At 62.0% G+C, this 17,505-nt stretch carries 17 protein-coding genes; 12 read left to right on the top strand and 5 right to left on the bottom strand.

Going from position 1 to position 17,505, the window contains the following annotated elements; all coding sequences use genetic code 11:
* Window positions 1–85 precede the first annotated feature (85 nt).
* Genes AB4Z20_RS03275 through AB4Z20_RS03265 form a run of 3 tightly spaced genes read left to right on the top strand, consistent with a single transcriptional unit; the run spans window position 86 to window position 2,956 of the window.
* A complete protein-coding gene (locus AB4Z20_RS03275; RefSeq protein ID WP_253477602.1) occupies window positions 86–1,177 on the top strand; it encodes a glycosyltransferase family 4 protein in 1,092 nt (363 codons plus the stop codon).
* 16 nt (window positions 1,178–1,193) lie between these two features.
* Window positions 1,194–1,964 carry a DUF2334 domain-containing protein gene (locus AB4Z20_RS03270; protein ID WP_258689215.1) on the top strand — a complete coding sequence of 257 codons (771 nt, stop codon included), beginning with the start codon at window positions 1,194–1,196 and terminating at the stop codon, window positions 1,962–1,964.
* Window positions 1,961–2,956 carry a lysylphosphatidylglycerol synthase transmembrane domain-containing protein gene (locus tag AB4Z20_RS03265; RefSeq protein ID WP_258689216.1) on the top strand — a complete coding sequence of 332 codons (996 nt, stop codon included), beginning with the start codon at window positions 1,961–1,963 and terminating at the stop codon, window positions 2,954–2,956. The genes AB4Z20_RS03270 and AB4Z20_RS03265 overlap by 4 nt, the downstream gene beginning before the upstream one ends.
* Before the next feature lie 4 nt (window positions 2,957–2,960).
* On the opposite strand, the gene AB4Z20_RS03260 is transcribed toward AB4Z20_RS03265, so the two are convergent.
* On the bottom strand, window positions 2,961–3,134 hold the full coding sequence (locus AB4Z20_RS03260) for a hypothetical protein (RefSeq protein ID WP_003205087.1): 174 nt from the start codon (window positions 3,132–3,134) through the stop codon (window positions 2,961–2,963).
* A 163-nt stretch (window positions 3,135–3,297) separates the two neighbouring features.
* Window positions 3,298–4,146: a formyltetrahydrofolate deformylase gene (gene purU, locus AB4Z20_RS03255; RefSeq protein WP_003205089.1), complete on the bottom strand. Its 849-nt coding sequence runs from the start codon at window positions 4,144–4,146 to the stop codon at window positions 3,298–3,300.
* Window positions 4,147–4,452: 306 nt separating this feature from the next.
* Here purU and mvaT point away from each other — a divergent pair, with 306 nt between their 5' ends.
* Complete coding sequence (gene mvaT, locus AB4Z20_RS03250; protein WP_003205091.1) at window positions 4,453–4,830, top strand: histone-like nucleoid-structuring protein MvaT; 378 nt, start codon at window positions 4,453–4,455, stop codon at window positions 4,828–4,830.
* Between the two features lie 85 nt (window positions 4,831–4,915).
* Here the strand turns inward: mvaT and sbcB are convergent, their stop codons facing one another.
* Complete coding sequence (gene sbcB, locus AB4Z20_RS03245; RefSeq protein WP_253477611.1) at window positions 4,916–6,349, bottom strand: exodeoxyribonuclease I; 1,434 nt, start codon at window positions 6,347–6,349, stop codon at window positions 4,916–4,918.
* 405 nt (window positions 6,350–6,754) lie between these two features.
* Here sbcB and AB4Z20_RS03240 point away from each other — a divergent pair, with 405 nt between their 5' ends.
* The 7 genes from AB4Z20_RS03240 to AB4Z20_RS03210 all read left to right on the top strand — a co-directional run bounded on the left by AB4Z20_RS03240 (window position 6,755) and on the right by AB4Z20_RS03210 (window position 14,455).
* A complete protein-coding gene (locus AB4Z20_RS03240; protein WP_442089336.1) occupies window positions 6,755–7,480 on the top strand; it encodes an RDD family protein in 726 nt (241 codons plus the stop codon).
* Complete coding sequence (locus AB4Z20_RS03235) at window positions 7,477–8,451, top strand: stage II sporulation protein M (protein WP_024617548.1); 975 nt, start codon at window positions 7,477–7,479, stop codon at window positions 8,449–8,451. Before AB4Z20_RS03240 ends, AB4Z20_RS03235 begins: the two co-directional genes overlap by 4 nt.
* Complete coding sequence (locus AB4Z20_RS03230) at window positions 8,438–9,982, top strand: DUF4129 domain-containing protein (RefSeq protein WP_442089335.1); 1,545 nt, start codon at window positions 8,438–8,440, stop codon at window positions 9,980–9,982. The genes AB4Z20_RS03235 and AB4Z20_RS03230 overlap by 14 nt, the downstream gene beginning before the upstream one ends.
* Window positions 9,979–11,142, top strand: a complete 1,164-nt coding sequence (locus AB4Z20_RS03225) for a DUF4350 domain-containing protein (protein WP_253477619.1) — start codon at window positions 9,979–9,981, stop codon at window positions 11,140–11,142. The genes AB4Z20_RS03230 and AB4Z20_RS03225 overlap by 4 nt, the downstream gene beginning before the upstream one ends.
* Window positions 11,139–12,143 carry an AAA family ATPase gene (locus AB4Z20_RS03220; RefSeq protein WP_077508509.1) on the top strand — a complete coding sequence of 335 codons (1,005 nt, stop codon included), beginning with the start codon at window positions 11,139–11,141 and terminating at the stop codon, window positions 12,141–12,143. The genes AB4Z20_RS03225 and AB4Z20_RS03220 overlap by 4 nt, the downstream gene beginning before the upstream one ends.
* A 289-nt stretch (window positions 12,144–12,432) precedes the next feature.
* Window positions 12,433–13,764, top strand: a complete 1,332-nt coding sequence (locus tag AB4Z20_RS03215) for a DUF58 domain-containing protein (protein ID WP_442089334.1) — start codon at window positions 12,433–12,435, stop codon at window positions 13,762–13,764.
* 343 nt (window positions 13,765–14,107) lie between these two features.
* Window positions 14,108–14,455 (top strand): DUF6124 family protein, encoded by a 348-nt coding sequence (locus AB4Z20_RS03210; protein WP_258689224.1) that lies wholly within the window; start codon window positions 14,108–14,110, stop codon window positions 14,453–14,455.
* A 130-nt stretch (window positions 14,456–14,585) separates the two neighbouring features.
* On the opposite strand, the gene AB4Z20_RS03205 is transcribed toward AB4Z20_RS03210, so the two are convergent.
* Both AB4Z20_RS03205 and AB4Z20_RS03200 read right to left on the bottom strand, forming a co-directional pair.
* Window positions 14,586–14,945: a PilZ domain-containing protein gene (locus tag AB4Z20_RS03205; protein WP_024617542.1), complete on the bottom strand. Its 360-nt coding sequence runs from the start codon at window positions 14,943–14,945 to the stop codon at window positions 14,586–14,588.
* 291 nt (window positions 14,946–15,236) lie between these two features.
* Entirely contained in the window at window positions 15,237–15,611 is a 375-nt protein-coding gene (locus tag AB4Z20_RS03200; protein ID WP_092223455.1) for a tetratricopeptide repeat protein, read from the bottom strand.
* 308 nt (window positions 15,612–15,919) lie between these two features.
* Here AB4Z20_RS03200 and pyk point away from each other — a divergent pair, with 308 nt between their 5' ends.
* Window positions 15,920–17,371 (top strand): pyruvate kinase, encoded by a 1,452-nt coding sequence (gene pyk / locus AB4Z20_RS03195; protein WP_018605630.1) that lies wholly within the window; start codon window positions 15,920–15,922, stop codon window positions 17,369–17,371.
* Window positions 17,372–17,505: the final 134 nt, after the last annotated feature.

The raw sequence follows: 17,505 nt of genomic DNA, 5'->3' as shown, positions 1-17,505 counted from the left end.
CAACCGAACATCTATTCTTACTAAAGGTCAACACAGGAGAACACTGACCGGAGGGACGTTCATCGTGCATATAGCGGACATAACCATGTTCTACGCCCCCGCCAGCGGAGGCGTGCGCACTTATCTGGATGCCAAGCACCGGCGCCTGGGCGATCGGCCCGGTATTCGCCACAGCCTGTTGATCCCCGGCGCGCATTTGAGCGAGCACGATGGGATCTACAAGGTTCCTGCCCCTGCACTGCCGTTCGGCAAGGGCTATCGCTTCCCCCTTCGCCTGGCCCCCTGGCGCAATGTCCTGCGCGATCTACAGCCCGATCTGATTGAAGTCGGCGATCCCTACCTCACGGCCTGGGCCGCACTGGATGCCCGTCGCCAGCTCGACGTGCCCGTCATCGGTTTCTATCACTCCGACCTGCCACTGCTGGTCAGCAACCGCATGGGCAACTGGTTCACCCCCAACATCGAAGCTTATGTCAGCAAGTTGTACGGCAATTTCGACCGGGTCCTGGCGCCGAGCCAGGTCATGGCCGACAAACTGACCGGGTTGGGGGTCAAGAACGTCTACGTGCAACCGTTGGGCGTCGACCTGCAAACCTTCAACCCGGCCGCCCGCGACCCGGAGCTGCGCGCCGAGCTGGGCATCGCCGAAGACGCGCGCCTGCTGATTTTCGCCGGGCGCGGCTCCAAGGAAAAAAACCTGCCGGTGCTGCTCAAGTGCATGAAACGCCTGGGCGAGCGCTACCACCTGCTGCTGGTGGGCTCGTCGATGCCCGCCTTGGTGCCGGACAACGTCACGGTGATCGATGAATTCTGCCCGGCACCGCAAGTCGCCCGGCTCATGGCCAGCTCCGATGCCCTGCTGCACGCCGGCGACCAGGAAACCTTCGGCCTGGTGATCCTCGAAGCCATGGCCAGTGGCATTCCCGTGGTGGCGGTGGCGGCCGGGGCCTTTACCGAAATCGTCGATGAAGACTGCGGCCTGCTGTGCACACCCAACAATCCACAGGCCATGGCCAATGCCGTGCGCCAACTGTTTGCCGAAGGCTGCCAGCGCCGTGGTGTGCTGGCGCGCCAGCATGTGGAGCAGCATTACGCCTGGGATACCGTGGTCAACAGCTTGCTGGGGCACTACTACGCGGTGCTCGGCGGGCAGATGCCACTGCTGGCCAATGGTTGAGGTGAGGTCCGTGTCGATGAACCGCTCGCCCCGCGCGCTCCTGCTGGTGCTGCACGACGTGGCACCGCAAACCTGGCCCGACTACCAGCCCTTCGTCGAAGCCGTCGACGCCCTCGGCCAGGTGCCGATGACCTGGTTGGTGGTGCCTGACTTTCACCGCAACAACGCCCTGGAGGCTCACCCCGGCTTTCGGCGCCTGCTCGACAGCCGGGTCGAGCGCGGCGACGAACTGGTGTTGCATGGCTACTACCATTGCGACGACGGCCCTGTCGCCCGCCACCCCAAGGACTGGTTCATGCGCCGGGTCTATACCCATGAGGGTGAGTTCTACAACCTGTCCGAGGCCGCCGCCCTCGCCCGCCTGCGCGCCGGTATCGAAACCTTTGAACGCTACCACTGGCCGTTGGAAGGTTTCGTCGCCCCGGCCTGGCTGATGAGCGAAGGCACGCGCCAGGCCTTGCGCCAGTTGCCGCTGAGCTACACCAGCGACACCCGACACCTTTATCGCCTGCCTGACTTCACCGCCATCGATGCGCCGGGGCTGGTCTGGAGTGCCCGCAGCGCCTGGCGCCGTGGCCTGTCGAAAGTCATCAGTGACCAACGCGAACAGCGCTGGCGCCAGGCCCCGGTGATTCGCCTGGGCCTGCACCCGGTGGACATGCGCCATGCCTTTTCCCGGGACTATTGGCTGCGCACCCTCGAACGCCTGCTCAACGACGGTCGTGTACCCATGACCAAAGTCGACTGGCTGGCGACCCAGGGGCTGCGGGCCCGCAGCGCCGCATGAAACGGCTGATCTGGTTGGGCGCCGCCCTGCTCACGGCGCTACTGGTGCCGCTGCTGGTCGGTGGCGGGGAAATGTGGTCGCGGGTGCAGCGCTTTCCCTTGCCGCTACTGCTGGCCATGCTCGGCATGATCGTGCTGTGCTGGGGCTTGAACTCCGTGCGCTTGCGCCTGCTGCTGGGGGAGCACCGTGGGCGCATCGGCGCTCTGAAAAGCATCGGCGTGGTGATGTCCACCGAGTTCGCCATGTGCGCGACGCCCGGTGGCAGTGGCGGCCCACTGACGCTGATGGCCTTGCTGGCGCGCAACGGCGTGCGCCCGGCCCATGGCAGCGCGGTGTTTGCCATGGATCAGTTGAGTGACTTGCTGTTCTTCCTCTGCGCCTTGGTGGGCATTCTGTTTTACGCGCTGTTCCAGAACCTCAGCCAGCGCATGGAATGGATGCTGGCGTTAAGCGCGATTTCATTGTTTGGCGGGTTGTTCGGCTGCGTGCTGGTGGCCCGCTATCACCGCAGATTGATTCTGCTGGGCGCTCGACTGCTGCGCCACTTGCGTGTCAAAGCTGTCACCCGTCGGCGCTGGGCCCGCAAGATCCTGAGCTTTCTGGCGGCGTTCACCGACACCTTGAAACTGCCAAAACAGACACTGTTCCAGGTCTTCGGCCTGACCTGCCTGCATTGGGCGCTGCGCTACAGCGTGTTGTACCTGGCATTGAAGGGGCTGGGGGCAGATTTGCAGTGGGCCTGGAGTTTCCTGATCCAGATGCTGTCCCTGAGCGCGGGACAGTTCAGCCTGCTACCGGGCGGCGCCGGGGCGGCCGAATTGACTTCCGCGGCGCTGCTGGCACCCATGGTGGGCAAATCTACCGCGGCGGCGGCGATTCTGATCTGGCGGGCGGTGACCTATTACTTTTATCTGGTGGCCGGTGGGCCGGTGTTCTTCCTGATGGTCGGGCGGCCGTTGCTCAAGAAACTGATCAGGCTCAGACAGGCCTGACGTATCACGGCTTCTGCTCGGGCTCGTCCTGGGGATGCAGTTGCTCCCACAATTGCGCAGCATCGGGAAACTCAGTGCCGTCCTCCGGGCCCAACGCATCTGGGTCATAGCGGCTGAGGCAGCCCTCGCCCAAGGTCGCCGGCGCCTTGGAGGTGGCTTTGTCCAATGGATCGGTCATGGCGCAATGCTGCTCCCGTAAGAAGGTTGCATGAATGCTGCGCCTGTAGGAGCTGACGAGCGAAGCGAGGCTGCGATCTTTCCCCTACCGCTTGAGTCTCGAGCGAAAGATCAAAATCAAAAGATCGCAGCCTTCGGCAGCTCCTACAAGTGCCCAAAGCCAGTCAGAACACCACGGTCTTGTTGCCGTGCACCAGCACCCGGTCTTCCAGGTGATAACGCAGTCCCCGGGCCAACACCATCTTCTCTACGTCACGGCCGAAACGCACCATGTCTTCGATGCTGTCGCTGTGGCTGACGCGCACCACGTCCTGCTCGATGATCGGGCCGGCATCCAACTCTTCGGTCACGTAGTGACAGGTGGCGCCAATCAGCTTCACACCACGCATCGACGCCTGGTGATACGGCTTGGCACCGACGAACGACGGCAGGAAACTGTGGTGGATGTTGATGACCTTATGGGCGTATTCGCGGCACAAGGCCGGCGGCAGGATTTGCATGTAGCGGGCCAGCACCACCACCTCGGCATCGTGCTGCTTGACCAGCCGCGAGACTTCGGCGAACGCCGGCTGCTTGTCCTGCGGATTGACCGGCACGTGGTAGTAAGGGATGCCGTGCCATTCCACCATGCTGCGCAAGTCGTCATGATTGGAAATCACACAGGCGATGTCGCAATCGAGCTCATCGCTGTGCCAGCGGTGCAACAGGTCGGCCAGGCAGTGGGACTCACGACTGGCCATCAGCACCACGCGTTTTTTCTGCGCGGTGTCGGTGATACGCCAGTCCATTGAGAACTCTTCGGCAATGGGGGCGAATGCTTCACGGAAGGCTTCGATACCGAAGGGCAGCGAATCGGCACGAATCTCGTGACGCATGAAAAACCAACCACTTTGATTGTCCGAGTGATGGCTTGCTTCGGTGATCCAGCCGTTATGGGACGCCAGAAAGTTACTGACTTTAGCAACGATGCCGACGCGGTCCGGACAAGCAATCACCAGACGAAAAGTGCGCATTAGGGAAACTCCAGAACTTCGCAAAGGCGGCCATTCTAGCCATTGCGCGGCAAAACTGCAGTATCGATGAGACGCCAAATCTCGACGATGGCCCCAAAGCCACGACCGGCGTGACCCGGAAAAGCAGGCTATATGTGTGAACAGATGTGAAGACTCTGTCGCGGTATTTAACTGCAACAGGCGTTTTTGTGGCGCAGCACTAATTAATTAAATAAAACACCGGTTAAATGTTTACTTGATGAAACTGTCTGATTACTATTGCCGCACTGTGTCCTTGTCACCCGCGTCCTACATAAGGTAGTCCACATGTCCTTGATCAATGAATACCGCGCCACAGAAGAAGCTATCAAAGAACTGCAAGCTCGCCTGAAAAACCTGTCCCAAGACGACAAACTGCAAACCGAGCTTGAATTCGAAGGCAAACTGCGCACTCTGATGGGCGAATACTCCAAGTCGCTGCGCGACATCATTGCCCTGCTGGATCCAGAAGCCAAGTCGAGCAAAGCACCACGTGGCGCCGTGAAAACTACTGGCACCAAACGCGCTCGCAAAGTTAAGCAATACAAGAACCCGCACAACGGCGAAGTCATCGAAACCAAAGGTGGCAACCACAAGACTCTGAAAGAGTGGAAAGCCAAGTGGGGCGGTGACGTGGTGGAAGGCTGGGCAACCCTGCTGGGCTAAGCCTCACCGGTTCGCACCGTTCTTAGCGAACAAAAAAACGCCAGCGATTGCTGGCGTTTTTTATGCCTGTCATCTTTTTACTTCATCACGGTTCAAGGCTTAAACGTTTGCGCAATTGCTGACTGTAGCCCTGCCACTCCCTGAGTACTTCTTGCTGCACGGGTGTAGACAGAGCCATCCACTCCCCCATCGCCGCATCAAAACTTTCCAAGGTATTAGGCGCGCCCCACTCCGGGGATGACAGCCGCTGTTGACAGAAAAGTCTCCAACGCGCCTGCTCTTCAGGACTCAACGTGTCTGGAAAGTTGCGCGCGCGATATCGGAACAATAGTTCTGGCAAACGCTCATCATCGAAAGGCCAGCGTTCTTGAGCCAATTGCGCGGGGTCAGCCATACGCACTTGTTCACATAAACGTCGATCGCGATCCCCCAGGAAGCCCGCGTATAACTGTTGCTCGGGATCCTCGCTGGCGGTGAAATCCTCCCGACCATAAATAGCCTGAAGTTTATCCTGCCAAACTTTCTGTGCGTCAGTTAGCCGCAATGCCCGTTGCTGATAGCCCTCCATGTCCAATTCCAGTCGCTGCTGGTCCTCGGCACGCAGCACCGACAATGGCGCGATCACCGGGCATTTGTTGATATGGATAAGCTTGAGCGGCACCGGCAACTCACCTTCGAGCAATTCTTCACGGCGGGTATATAAACGCTGGCGCAGGCTTTCGGCATCGTCGTCCAGCAGGCCCTGGGGGTCCAGGTGCAGGTCGCAGACGATCAGGGCGTTGCGATTTTTCGGGTGCCAGGCCAGCGGCAAGACCACACCGATGTAGTTGCGCGCCGCCGAGAAGCGACCGGAAATATGCACCATGGGCTGCAACAGGCGAATCTGGTCCATCACCTTCTGTTTGCTGCGTAACTGGAACAGCCAGTCGTAGAGCCGGGGCTGCTGCTGACGGATCAGCCGCGCCAGGGCGATGGTCGCGCGCACGTCCGACAACGCATCGTGGGCCTGGCCATGGTCGATGCCATTGGCGGCGGTCAGGCGCTCGAGCTTGAGGGTCACGCGACCGTCTTCTTGCGGCCAGACAATGCCTTGCGGGCGCAGCGCATAGGCCGCACGCACCAGGTCGATCAAATCCCAGCGACTGTTGCCGCCCTGCCATTCCCGTGCGTACGGGTCGAAAAAATTCCGATAGAGGCTGTAGCGGGTCATTTCATCGTCGAAGCGCAGGGTGTTGTAGCCGGCGCCACAGGTACCGGGCGCGGCCAGGTGGCCGTGGACACGGGTCATGAAATCGGCTTCGCTCAAGCCTTTTTCGGCCAGGCATGTCGGGGTGATGCCGGTAATCGCACAGGCCGCCGGATGCGGCAGGATGTCATCGCTGGGCCGGCAATACAGGTTCACCGGTTCGTCGATTTCATTGAGTTCGAAATCGGTACGGATACCCGCCACCTGCAAGGGCCGGTCGCAACGCGGGTTGATGCCGGTGGTTTCGTAGTCGTACCAGAAAATGGAAGTCACGGGCTGTTCCTGAACTGAAGACTGGCGAAGTCTAGGCGCTCGAACCCGCCTGCGACCAGCAGTCCTGTAACTTTTGAATGCCAACACGAGGCGCTTACACAGATCATGCTGTTCATTTAAGGCATTCAATAAACCCGTGGCGAGGGAGCTTGCTCCCGCTTGAGTGCGAAGCGCTCACAAAAGGGGCCGCTACGCAGCCCAGCGGGAGCAAGCTCCCTCGCCACAGGTTCATCATTTACTTAAGTGAACAGCAACTGGGACAACTGGATAGTACAGACAGTGTTCGCCCTCTCAATCCTGTTGCAAACCATGAATGACACACACAGCTCTATCGTTTGCCCGCACGAAGACTGCTAGCATCTGGGCCGAGATTGAACATTCGGTCTGGCCCATCACAGGTTGCCCATGCTCGAGACACCAGCACTGCAAAGGAACGCGACGCTGCCCGCGCCCCTGGACACGCGCTATCAGGTTGAAACGCCCGAAGGCATCGACCTGCCGCTGCGCCCGGCGGGACTGATGCCGCGTGCAATCGCCTTCTCCATCGACCTGGGCATACGCGGGCTGGTCCTGGGGCTTTTCTTCCTGGTCCTGGCGTTTTTCGGCGAACTGGGGATGGGCCTTGGGTCCATCCTGCTGTTTGTCGTCAGCTGGTGGTACATGGTGCTGTTCGAGGTGCTCAACCAGGGGCGCTCTCCCGGCAAGCAGATCATGGGGCTGCGCGTGGTGCAGGACGATGGCCGGCCCATCGGCTGGTCGGCGTCGTTGATCCGCAACCTGCTGCGTTTCGTCGACATGCTGCCCTTCGGCTACACCTTCGGGGCCATCAGTTGCCTGCAGCATCCGGCGTTCAAGCGCTTGGGCGATCTCGCGGCCGGCACGCTGGTGGTGTATCGCGAACAGCCGGTCAAACGCCCCGCCTTGCCGATGGCCCCGCCGATACGCACGCCTTTCACCCTCAGCCTGCATGAGCAACGCGCCGTGCTGGGCTTCGCCGAACGCCAGGCAGAACTGTCCCAGGCGCGAGTCAACGAACTGGCTGCCATCCTGGCCGCGCCACTGAACGTCCAGGTGCCAAACGCCGCGGCCGAACTCAATGGCGTCGCCCGCGGCCTGCTGGGGCCAACATGAAGCAAAGCCTGTTCGAAAGCCGTCACCAAGGGGAATGGGAGCACCTGACCCGGCAACTCGACCAACTGGAGCGCAGCCGCAGCGTGCCCCAGAGCAGCGACTTCCCTGCCACCTACCGACGGCTTTGCCATCACCTGGCACTGGCCCAGGCCCGGGGCTACAGCAGCTTGCTGGTCGACACACTGCAACAATTGGCGTTGCGCGGTCACCAGCAACTCTATCGGGACCGCAGCCGGCCCTCGGCCAGTCTCTCGGCGTTTATCCTGGCCGGTTTTCCCCGACTGGTGCGTGAACAATGGCGATTCGTGCTGGCCGCCAGCCTGATGTTCCTGGGCAGCCTGGTGGGCATCGGGCTGCTGGTCTATCTGTTCCCGGAACTGGTCTACAGCGTGCTCGGCGCTGACGAAATCAGCCAGATCCGCAGCATGTACGACCCCGCGTCCGGGCACCTGGGGCGCTCGGTCGAGCGGGCCGCCAGCGAGGACTGGGTCATGTTCGGTTACTACATCATGCACAACATCGGCATTGCCTTTCAGACCTTTGCCAGTGGCTTGATGTTTGGCCTGGGGAGCGCGTTTTTCCTGTTTTTCAATGGCCTGACCATTGGCGCGGTGGCCGGGCACCTGACCCAGATCGGCTCCGGGGGAACGTTCTGGTCGTTCGTGATTGGCCACGGCGCCTTCGAACTCACCGCCATCGCCCTCGCCGGGGCCGCAGGCCTGCAGCTGGGCTGGGCCTTGATTGCGCCGGGACGCCTGACCCGAGGCGAGGCCTTGCGGCTCGCGGCGGGCAAAAGCGTGCTGATGATCGGCGGTGTGATGCTGTTCCTGCTCATTGCCGCGTTCATCGAGGCCTACTGGTCTTCCAGCGCCGTGACGCCCGCCACCAAATACACGGTGGGCGCCTTGTTGTGGCTGTTGGTGATCAGCTATCTGTCGCTTGCCGGACGGGTCCGCCATGCGCCTGAGTGACGCCACCGTCGTCATCCGCCCACGCACCACCTGGGAAGCCATGGACCTTGGGGTGTTGATGAGCCAGCAGCATCGCCGCCTGCTGATGACCAGTTGGGCGCTCATCACGCTGCCGGTGTACCTGTTGCTGACCCTGCTGCTGTGGGACTCACCGTCGCTGGTGGTGATGCTGTTCTGGTGGTTGAAGCCGGCCTTCGACCGGCTGCCGCTGTACATTCTGTCCAAGGCACTGTTTGGCGAAACCCCCACCTTGCGCCAGGCGTTGCGCCAGTGGCCTGCGCTGCTCAAGCCGCAGTTGTTGGCCAGCCTGACCTGGCGCCGGCTGAGCCTGAGCCGCAGCTTCCTGATGCCGGTGGTGCAACTCGAGGGGCTTAGCGGTGAGGCGCGGACGCAGCGCTTGCGGGTACTGCTGCAACGCAACCGCGGCGCGGCGCAATGGTTGACCATCATCGGCGCGCACCTGGAAACCGCCTTGTGGTTCGGCCTGATGGCCCTGTTCTACCTGTTCGTGCCGCAACAAGTCGAACTGCAATGGGATTGGGAGACGCTGGTGTCAGCGGCCGAGCACGACTGGTTGTGGTTCGAACACCTGGTCAACTTCCTCTACCCGCTGCTGCTGATTTTGTGGGAGCCGGTGTATGTCGCCTGCGGCTTCAGCCTCTACCTGAACCGGCGCACGATCCTCGAGGCGTGGGACATCGAACTGGTGTTCCGGCGCCTGCGCCAGCGCCTGAGCGGCGTGGCCCCGGTGTTGATGCTGCTGGCGCTCATGCTGCTGCCGCTGACGCCCCCGGCATTTGCTGCAGAAGACAGCGACGCCCCCGATAGCCCGCGGCTGCTCAACCAGCCCCTCACCAGCGAAGCCTCCCGGGACGGTATCAAGGCAATCCTCGACGCCCCACCGTTCAAGAACCCCGAGACCGTCATCCGTTATCGTTTCGGCGAAGAAGCGACCGAATCCCCCGAGACCGAGACCGAGGCCAAACCGAGCTGGCTCAAGGACCTGTTCAAATGGCTCGGCAGCCAACGTTTCGACATCGCCGCCGCACTGATCCAGGTGGTGCTGTGGGCCTGCCTGGTGGCGGCAATCGTCTGGCTGGCCTGGCGCTACCGTGAAAGACTCAAGGCCCTGGCCAATCGCCGACCGAGGCAGCGCCTGCCGGTGGAACGCGCCGTACCGGCGCGCATGTTCGGCCTGGATATTCGCGAAGAGAGCCTGCCCGCCGACGTGGCCACCAGCGTCGAACAACTGTGGGCCACGCAACCCCGTGAAGCCCTGGGCCTGCTGTACCGGGCGCTGCTCAGCCGGTTGCATCATGACTTCAAGATCCCCTTGAAGCCGGCCGACACCGAAGGCCAGGTGCTGGAACGCGTCGAACAGCTCAAGCAGGACAACCTGCTGGGCTTCAGCAAAAACCTGACCCTGCATTGGCAGAACATTGCCTATGGGCATCGTCCACCGCCGACACACCTGCAACAGGAATTGTGTGACGGCTGGCGCGAGCTGTTCGGTCCGGGAGCCTCTCGATGAGCCGGCACGCAGGATGGCTGATCGGCGCCGTGCTGGCCGCGCTGGTGTGCGCATTCGGCCTCTACCTCTACACCAAGGCCGAGCCCTATGAAGAGGTCGTCGAGCACGGCCCCTCCCCTGAAGCCCAGGCCAATCCTTACCTGGCCGCCGAACTTTTCCTGCGCCAGCGGGGTATCAATGTCGAGCATGCCAACAGCCTGGACGTGCTGCCCACCCTGGAACCTCGCCAGCACAGCCTGCTGTTGCTGGGCGAGCGAACCCACATGACGCCACGGGAAGTCGAACAACTGATGAACTGGACCCGGGCCGGCGGGCGCTTGCTCTTCGTTGCCGAAGCCTTGTGGGACGACAGCACCGGCAGCAGCGGCGACCTGCTGCTCGACCGCGTGCGCCTGCGGCAACTTTTGAGCAAGGACCTCAAGGAACCGGCCCCTGAATTGATCAAGGACCATTACCCGGAACTGACCAAGCTCTACCTGGAGGACGAAGAGGCGCCGGCGTATATCGGCTTCGACACCGACTTCCACCTCGAAGACCCGCATAACCTGGCCCAGGCCTGGGCCAACAGCGCGCTGTCGACCCACATGATGCAGTTGAACCTCGGCCTGGGCTCGATCACCGTGATCACCGACGCCGAGCTGTGGAAGAACGAGTCCATCGACCAGTACGACAACGCCTGGCTGCTCTGGTATTTGAGCGCCGACACGGACGTCACGCTGCTGTTCAACAGCGACCACGACAACTTGCTGACCCTGCTGCTGCGCTATTTTCCCCAGGCATTGGTGGCACTGCTGGCCTTGATTGCCCTGTGGTTCTGGCGTTCAGCGGTGCGCCATGGCCCACTGCAACAACCGGCCTCCAAGGCGCGGCGTCAGTTGGAAGAGCATGTGCAGGCCGGCGCCGGTTTCCACCTGCGGCACAACGGCCAGGAGTACCTGTTGCATGCCTTGCAACAAGACGTGCTGCGCCGGGCACGTCATCTCCACCCAGGCTTCGAACAACTGGCCGTCGCCGAACAATGGCAGGTACTCGCCCGCCTGACCCGACAACCGACGCGAGCCATCAGCCAGGCCTTGAGCCCACGGCCGAAACAGCGCCTGTCCCGCGCCGATTTCTGCCGCCAGGTTGCCCATTTGCAAACCCTTAGGAATGCCTTATGACTGAACAGAACGAACCTGTCGACGGCCAGGCCCACGCCGCCCAACAGCGCCAGCGCGCCAGTCAGTTGGCCCAGGCCATCCGCACCGAGCTGCGTAAAGCGGTGGTCGGCCAGAGCGCGGTGATCGACGATGTGCTCACCGCGCTGATCGCCGGCGGGCATGTGCTGCTCGAAGGCGTTCCCGGGCTGGGCAAGACCTTGCTGGTGCGGGCCCTGGCCCGGTGTTTCAACGGCGAGTTCGCGCGTATCCAGTTCACCCCCGACCTGATGCCCAGCGACGTCACCGGGCACGCGGTGTACGACTTGCAGACCGAGCAGTTCAAACTGCGCAAGGGCCCGGTGTTCACCAACCTGCTGCTGGCCGACGAGATCAACCGCGCACCGGCCAAGACCCAGGCCGCGCTGCTCGAAGCCATGCAGGAACGCCAGGTCACCCTCGAAGGCCGCGCCCTGCCCATCAGCCAGCCGTTCATGGTCCTTGCCACCCAGAACCCCATCGAACAGGAAGGCACCTACCCGCTGCCGGAAGCCGAGCTCGACCGGTTCATGCTCAAGGTGCGCATGGACTACCCGGACGCCGACCAGGAGCTGGACATGGTGCGCCAGGTCAGCCGCTCGACCCGCGCCGACATGCTCGACGTGCAGCCGCTGCGCATGGTGTTGCAGGCCAAGGACGTGCAAGCGCTGCAACGCATTGCCAGCGACCTGCCGATGGATGATCAGGTACTCGACTACGCCGTGCGCCTGGCTCGCACTACCCGCAGTTGGCCGGGCTTGACCCTCGGCGCCGGCCCGCGCGCGTCGATTGCGCTGGTCCGTTGCGCCCGGGCCCGGGCGTTGTTGCGTGGCGGCGAGTTCGTCGTGCCGGATGACATCAAGGGCTGCGCCCTGGCCGTGCTGCGCCATCGCGTGCGCCTGGCGCCGGAACTGGACATCGAAGGGCTGTCGGTGGACCAGGTGCTGGGGCAACTGCTCGATCAAGTGCCGGCGCCGCGGTTGTGATGAGGGCGTCTGTGCCAAGCGTGCTTTTTGTGCCAGGAATACCTTCTATGGCAGGAATGTCTTCTGTACCAGGAATGCTATTTGTGCCAGGAAAATTCTTTGTGGCAGGCATGCTTTTTGTGGCGAGGGAGCTTGCTCCCGCTGGGCTGCGAAGCAGCCCCCAAGTTCTATCTGACACACCGCCAGGGGACGCTGCGCGTCCAGCGGGAGCAAGCTCCCTCGCCACAGGAAACCTCACTGCAGTAAATTTCCTTGCCAAGGCCAACATCCCCTGCAAGGGCACGCACCCATGAAACCCTCGCGCCTGCTGCTGACCTGGCTCGCCGTGCTGCTGGCCGTGAGTATCGTGCTCGGCGCGCTGCGGGCGTTGGGCATGGCGGTGCCATCGGCGCTGCTGTCGATCAACTGGGGGCTGCTGTTGGCCTTGCTGGCCCTGGCGCTGCTCGACGCGGTGCGCGTCAGGCGCCTGCCCTCGCCGCGGGTACAACGGCAGATGCCCGGCAGCCTGGCCCTGGGACGCTGGGGTGAAATCCGCTTGAACATCAGCCATGACGTTGCCCAGCCGTTGCACGTGCAGCTCTTCGACCATGTACCCAACGGCCTGGACTTCGAAAACCTGCCGCTGTCGGTCGAGCTGCAACCCGACCGGCGCAGCCAGGTCGGCTACCGCCTGCGCCCGCTCAAGCGCGGGCACTTCGCCTTCGAACATTGCGAAATCAACCTGCCGAGCCCGCTAGGCCTGTGGACCGACAAGCGTCTGCTGGACGCGGTCGATGAGACTCGGGTCTACCCGGATTTCGCCAGGCTCTACGACGGTCAACTGCTGGCGGTGGACAACTGGCTGAGCCAGCTCGGCATCCGCCAGCGGCAACGACGCGGCCAGGGCCAGGAATTCCATCAACTGCGCGAATTTCGCGAGGGCGACAGCCTGCGCCAGATCGACTGGAAAGCCACGGCCCGCCATCGCACGCCGATTGCCCGGGAATACGAAGACGAGCGCGACCAACAGATTATCTTCATGCTCGACTGCGGTCGGCGCATGCGCAGCCAGGACGGCGAGCTGTCGCACTTCGACCACGCCCTCAACGCCTGCCTGCTGCTCAGCTACACCGCGCTGCGCCAGGGCGATGCCGTGGGCCTGAACACGTTCGCCAGCGATCAGACCCGCTACCTCGCCCCGGTCAAAGGCACCGGCCAGCTCAACGTGTTGCTCAACACAGTGTACGACCTCGACAGCAGCCAACGCCCCGCCGACTACCAGGCCGCCGTCACCCAGCTGTTGGCCCGGCAAAAACGCCGGGCCCTGGTGGTGCTGGTGACCAACCTGCGGGATGAGGACGACGCGGATCTGCTCGCGGCCGTCAAACGCTTGGGCCAGCAGCATCGGGTGCTGGTGGCCAGCCTGCGGGAAGAGGCCCTCGACCGGTTGCGCCAGACGCCGGTGCAAACCTTGCCCGAGGCCTTGGCCTACTGCGGGACGGTGGATTATTTGAATGCACGGGCCGAACTGCACAAGCAGTTGGCCGCCCACGGCGTCCCGGCCCTGGATTCGCGTCCTAGTGAATTAGGTGCGGACCTGGTGACCCAATACCTGGCCTGGAAAAAGGCTGGGACGGCCTAGGTCCTACAGCGAGCCGGCAAAACTCCGGCTGACTACAGCGTCTTGCGCAACGGACTACAGATCCGCCAGAATCCGCCGGCTTGTGCGCTTTGACGTCGCCCCGTAACTTGATTCGCGTCGCTGATATCCAGCGATCGGGTTTAGTCGCCCGGGCAGTAGTAGCGTGTGCACAAGCGTCATCCAGTCAGGCCTCCCTATCCCTGCACTTGATGGTGGCTGTACGCAGGGCGCTCTCGGGCGCGCCGGTTTTGCTACTCCTCCCGGTCGACTAACCTGCGTATAGCCGCCACCCCCATCGTTTAGTCGCGAAAAAGTGACGGCTCCATTTCTAAAGGAGCAGTAAATGATCAAGCCGACCCCAAATCCACCCCACGAAACCCTCGACCCCGAAAAGCTCGACGAAGCCGCTCAAAGAGCCCTCGACTACTACCTCAAGCCCAACCACGGCCAACCCGACAAAAGGCCTTACAAACAACCGGACTACTTCATCGTCGCCCCCGACGCCGACCCCGAAGGCATGCTCGCGCACACCTACGAAACCTTCTGCTCGGTGAGCACGTTGATCCTGGATTTATCGGAAGACCTGGAAGGCGCCCCGCGCAACCTGGCCCTGGCGATTCACCAGATGGGCGAGATGGGGGTGTTGTTGCTGGAGAAGATGCTGGATAACGAGGCGAAGGTTCAGCGCTAAAGCTTTGGACTGTTTCTGAGTAACCTGTGGGAGCAAAGCTTGCTCGCGATGGCGACCGTGAAATCGCCATCGCGAGCAAGCTTTGCTCCCACAGAGGTATCAACCAGGCTGGTTATTCCATAGCCCGATCTCAGGCCGATTCCGGCAACGGATAAAAACTGAAATATTGCTGCAATGCGCTGATCAGTTGCCCGTACTCCGGCGGCGCCCATTTCAGGCTGAAACCGGCGTCGAAATGCTGCGGCGTCACGTCTTCGTGGCACCACAGGCAATTGGCCCTGAGCACAATGTTCTGCTGCGGTCCCTCATCGGCAGGGATTTTCAGGAGCAGGTCAAAGTCCGCGCCGACCATTAACGGTAAATGGCTGATCAGCATCAGGCCATCTGCGGAGACATTGCCCAGGAAACCGATAGGCCTGCCGTTGACACCATTGAACACTCTCAGGAAACACGGCAGCTGATGCCGTTCGATTCGCCGCTTTTTGTACATGTCCTGTATCGCTTTTTGAACGACCCCGAATCGGGGCAACCTGATACTTCGGAACGAGCACACGCCAGCTCGCTCTCCCCGATCCCGGTGCCAGACGCTCACAAGCGTTCAGGCCCTAGTGCTGCCGGTCACAGGTGCCGCTTGAAGTTAGAGATTTAGCTCTAATGACGATTTGTACAAATATAGCTCAAGGTGGTGTGGAGGCCAGTCCTTGTGCAAACCTTTCATAAACAAAAACATGCCAGGCGCTTGTGGCCGGGGATCGCCCCGGCCAATGGCTTGGTGAGCCTGTCAGGACGCCGTCGGGCGGATCGCCGAGGCGCTGCGGGTCGGATAATGGCCCAGGCTCTGCAGGGTCTCGAGCCGGGCGCGGGCGCGGAAGGCGTATTCACTGTTAGGGTATTGCATGATGATGAACTGGTAGGTCTGCGCCGCATCGACAAACAGCTTCTGCCGTTCCAGGCACTGGCCGCGCAGCATCGAGACTTCCGGCTGCATATAGCGGCGGGCACGGCTGGCGCGGTCGACCTGGGACAGTTCGAGCATGACCTGCTCGCAATTGCCGCGGTCATAGGCCTTGTAGGCCAGGTTCATGTGATGGTTCATCGACCAACGGGTGCAGCCCGTGACGCTCAGGGCCAGGGCAACAAAAAGCACGAATCGCATGGGAGGTTCTCCTGTCTTGAGCTCTGTATCGACCTGGCTGGGAAAATCTGTAGGAGCTGCCGAAGGCTGCGATCTTTTGATCTTCCGCTTGGGATCCAAGTGCCTGGGGAAAGATCGCAGCCTCGTTGCACTCGGCAGCTCCTACAGGATGAGTTCACATGACAAAGGGGTCACCGCGTCACAAAAGGCGCAAAAATTTTCAGGAATGTTCATTTCGAAAAACAAACGAAAAAGTAGTGCATATGAACAATGACTACACCCAAAGAGCATAGTAGCCTTCGCTGGCGCTTGAACTTGAGGAGTCTTGCATGTCCGTCCGTCGCACCAAAATCGTCGCTACCCTTGGCCCGGCCAGTAATTCGCCGGAAGTTCTCGAACAGCTGATTCTGGCTGGCCTGGACGTTGCCCGCCTGAATTTCTCCCACGGTACCCCCGACGAGCACAAGGCTCGTGCCAAGCTGGTGCGCGACCTCGCCGCCAAGCACGGCCGCTTCGTTGCCCTGCTGGGTGACCTGCAAGGCCCGAAGATCCGTATCGCCAAATTCGCCAACAAGCGCATCGAGCTGAAGATCGGTGACGCCTTCACCTTCTCCACCAGCCATCCGCTGACCGAAGGCAACCAGCAAGTGGTCGGCATCGACTACCCGGACCTGGTCAAGGACTGCGGCGTGGGCGACGAGCTGCTGCTCGACGACGGTCGCGTGGTGATGCGCGTCGAAACCGCCACCGCCACTGAACTGCACTGCGTCGTGACCATCGGCGGCCCGCTGTCGGACCACAAAGGCATCAACCGTCGCGGCGGTGGCCTGACCGCTCCGGCCCTGACCGAAAAAGACAAGGCCGACATCAAGCTGGCCGCGGAAATGGAAGTCGACTACCTGGCCGTGTCCTTCCCGCGTGACGCTGCTGATATGGAATACGCCCGTCAACTGCGCGACGAAGCCGGCGGTACTGCCTGGCTGGTGGCCAAGATCGAACGCGCCGAAGCCGTGGCCGACGACGAAACCCTCGATGGCCTGATCAAGGCATCCGACGCCGTGATGGTGGCCCGTGGCGACCTGGGCGTGGAAATCGGCGACGCCGAGCTGGTGGGCATCCAGAAGAAGATCATTCTGCACGCACGCCGCCACAACAAAGCGGTGATCGTCGCGACCCAGATGATGGAGTCGATGATCCAGAACCCGATGCCGACCCGCGCCGAAGTGTCCGACGTAGCCAACGCCGTGCTCGACTACACCGACGCCGTGATGCTCTCGGCCGAGAGCGCCGCCGGCCTCTATCCGCTCGAAGCGGTGCAGGCCATGGCCCGCATCTGCATCGGCGCTGAAAAGCACCCGACCAGCAAGACCTCCAGCCACCGCATCGGCAAGACCTTCGAGCGCTGCGACGAGAGCATCGCCCTGGCGACGATGTACACCGCCAACCACTTCCCGGGCGTGAAGGCGATCATCGCCCTGACCGAAAGTGGCTACACGCCGCTGATCATGTCGCGCATCCGTTCCTCGGTGCCGATCTACGCGTTCTCCCCGCACCGCGAAACCCAGGCGCGCGCGTCCATGTTCCGTGGCGTCTACACCGTGCCGTTCGACCCGGCCGCCCTGCAACCGGGCGAAGTCAGCCAGGCGGCGGTGGATGAACTGGTCAAGCGTGGCGTGGTGCAGACCGGCGACTGGGTCATCCTGACCAAGGGCGACAGCTACCACACCATCGGCGGCACCAACGGGATGAAAATCCTGCATGTTGGCGACCCGATGGTCTGAGTGACCGAGCGCTGAAAAACAAAAGCCCTGCCATGTGAATGGCGGGGCTTTTTGGTTTTTGCTCTTGGAGAATGTAGTGCCTGAACTGCCGCTATCGCGAGCAAGCTCGCTCCCACAGTTTCAGGACGCCCCCA

This window comes from Pseudomonas sp. KB_12 (assembly GCF_052114545.1).
In the GTDB taxonomy this organism is placed as follows: Bacteria; Pseudomonadota; Gammaproteobacteria; order Pseudomonadales; family Pseudomonadaceae; genus Aquipseudomonas; species Aquipseudomonas brassicacearum.
Note: the sequence above shows the minus strand (reverse complement) of the source record. Positions and strands in the feature narration are given on the sequence as shown.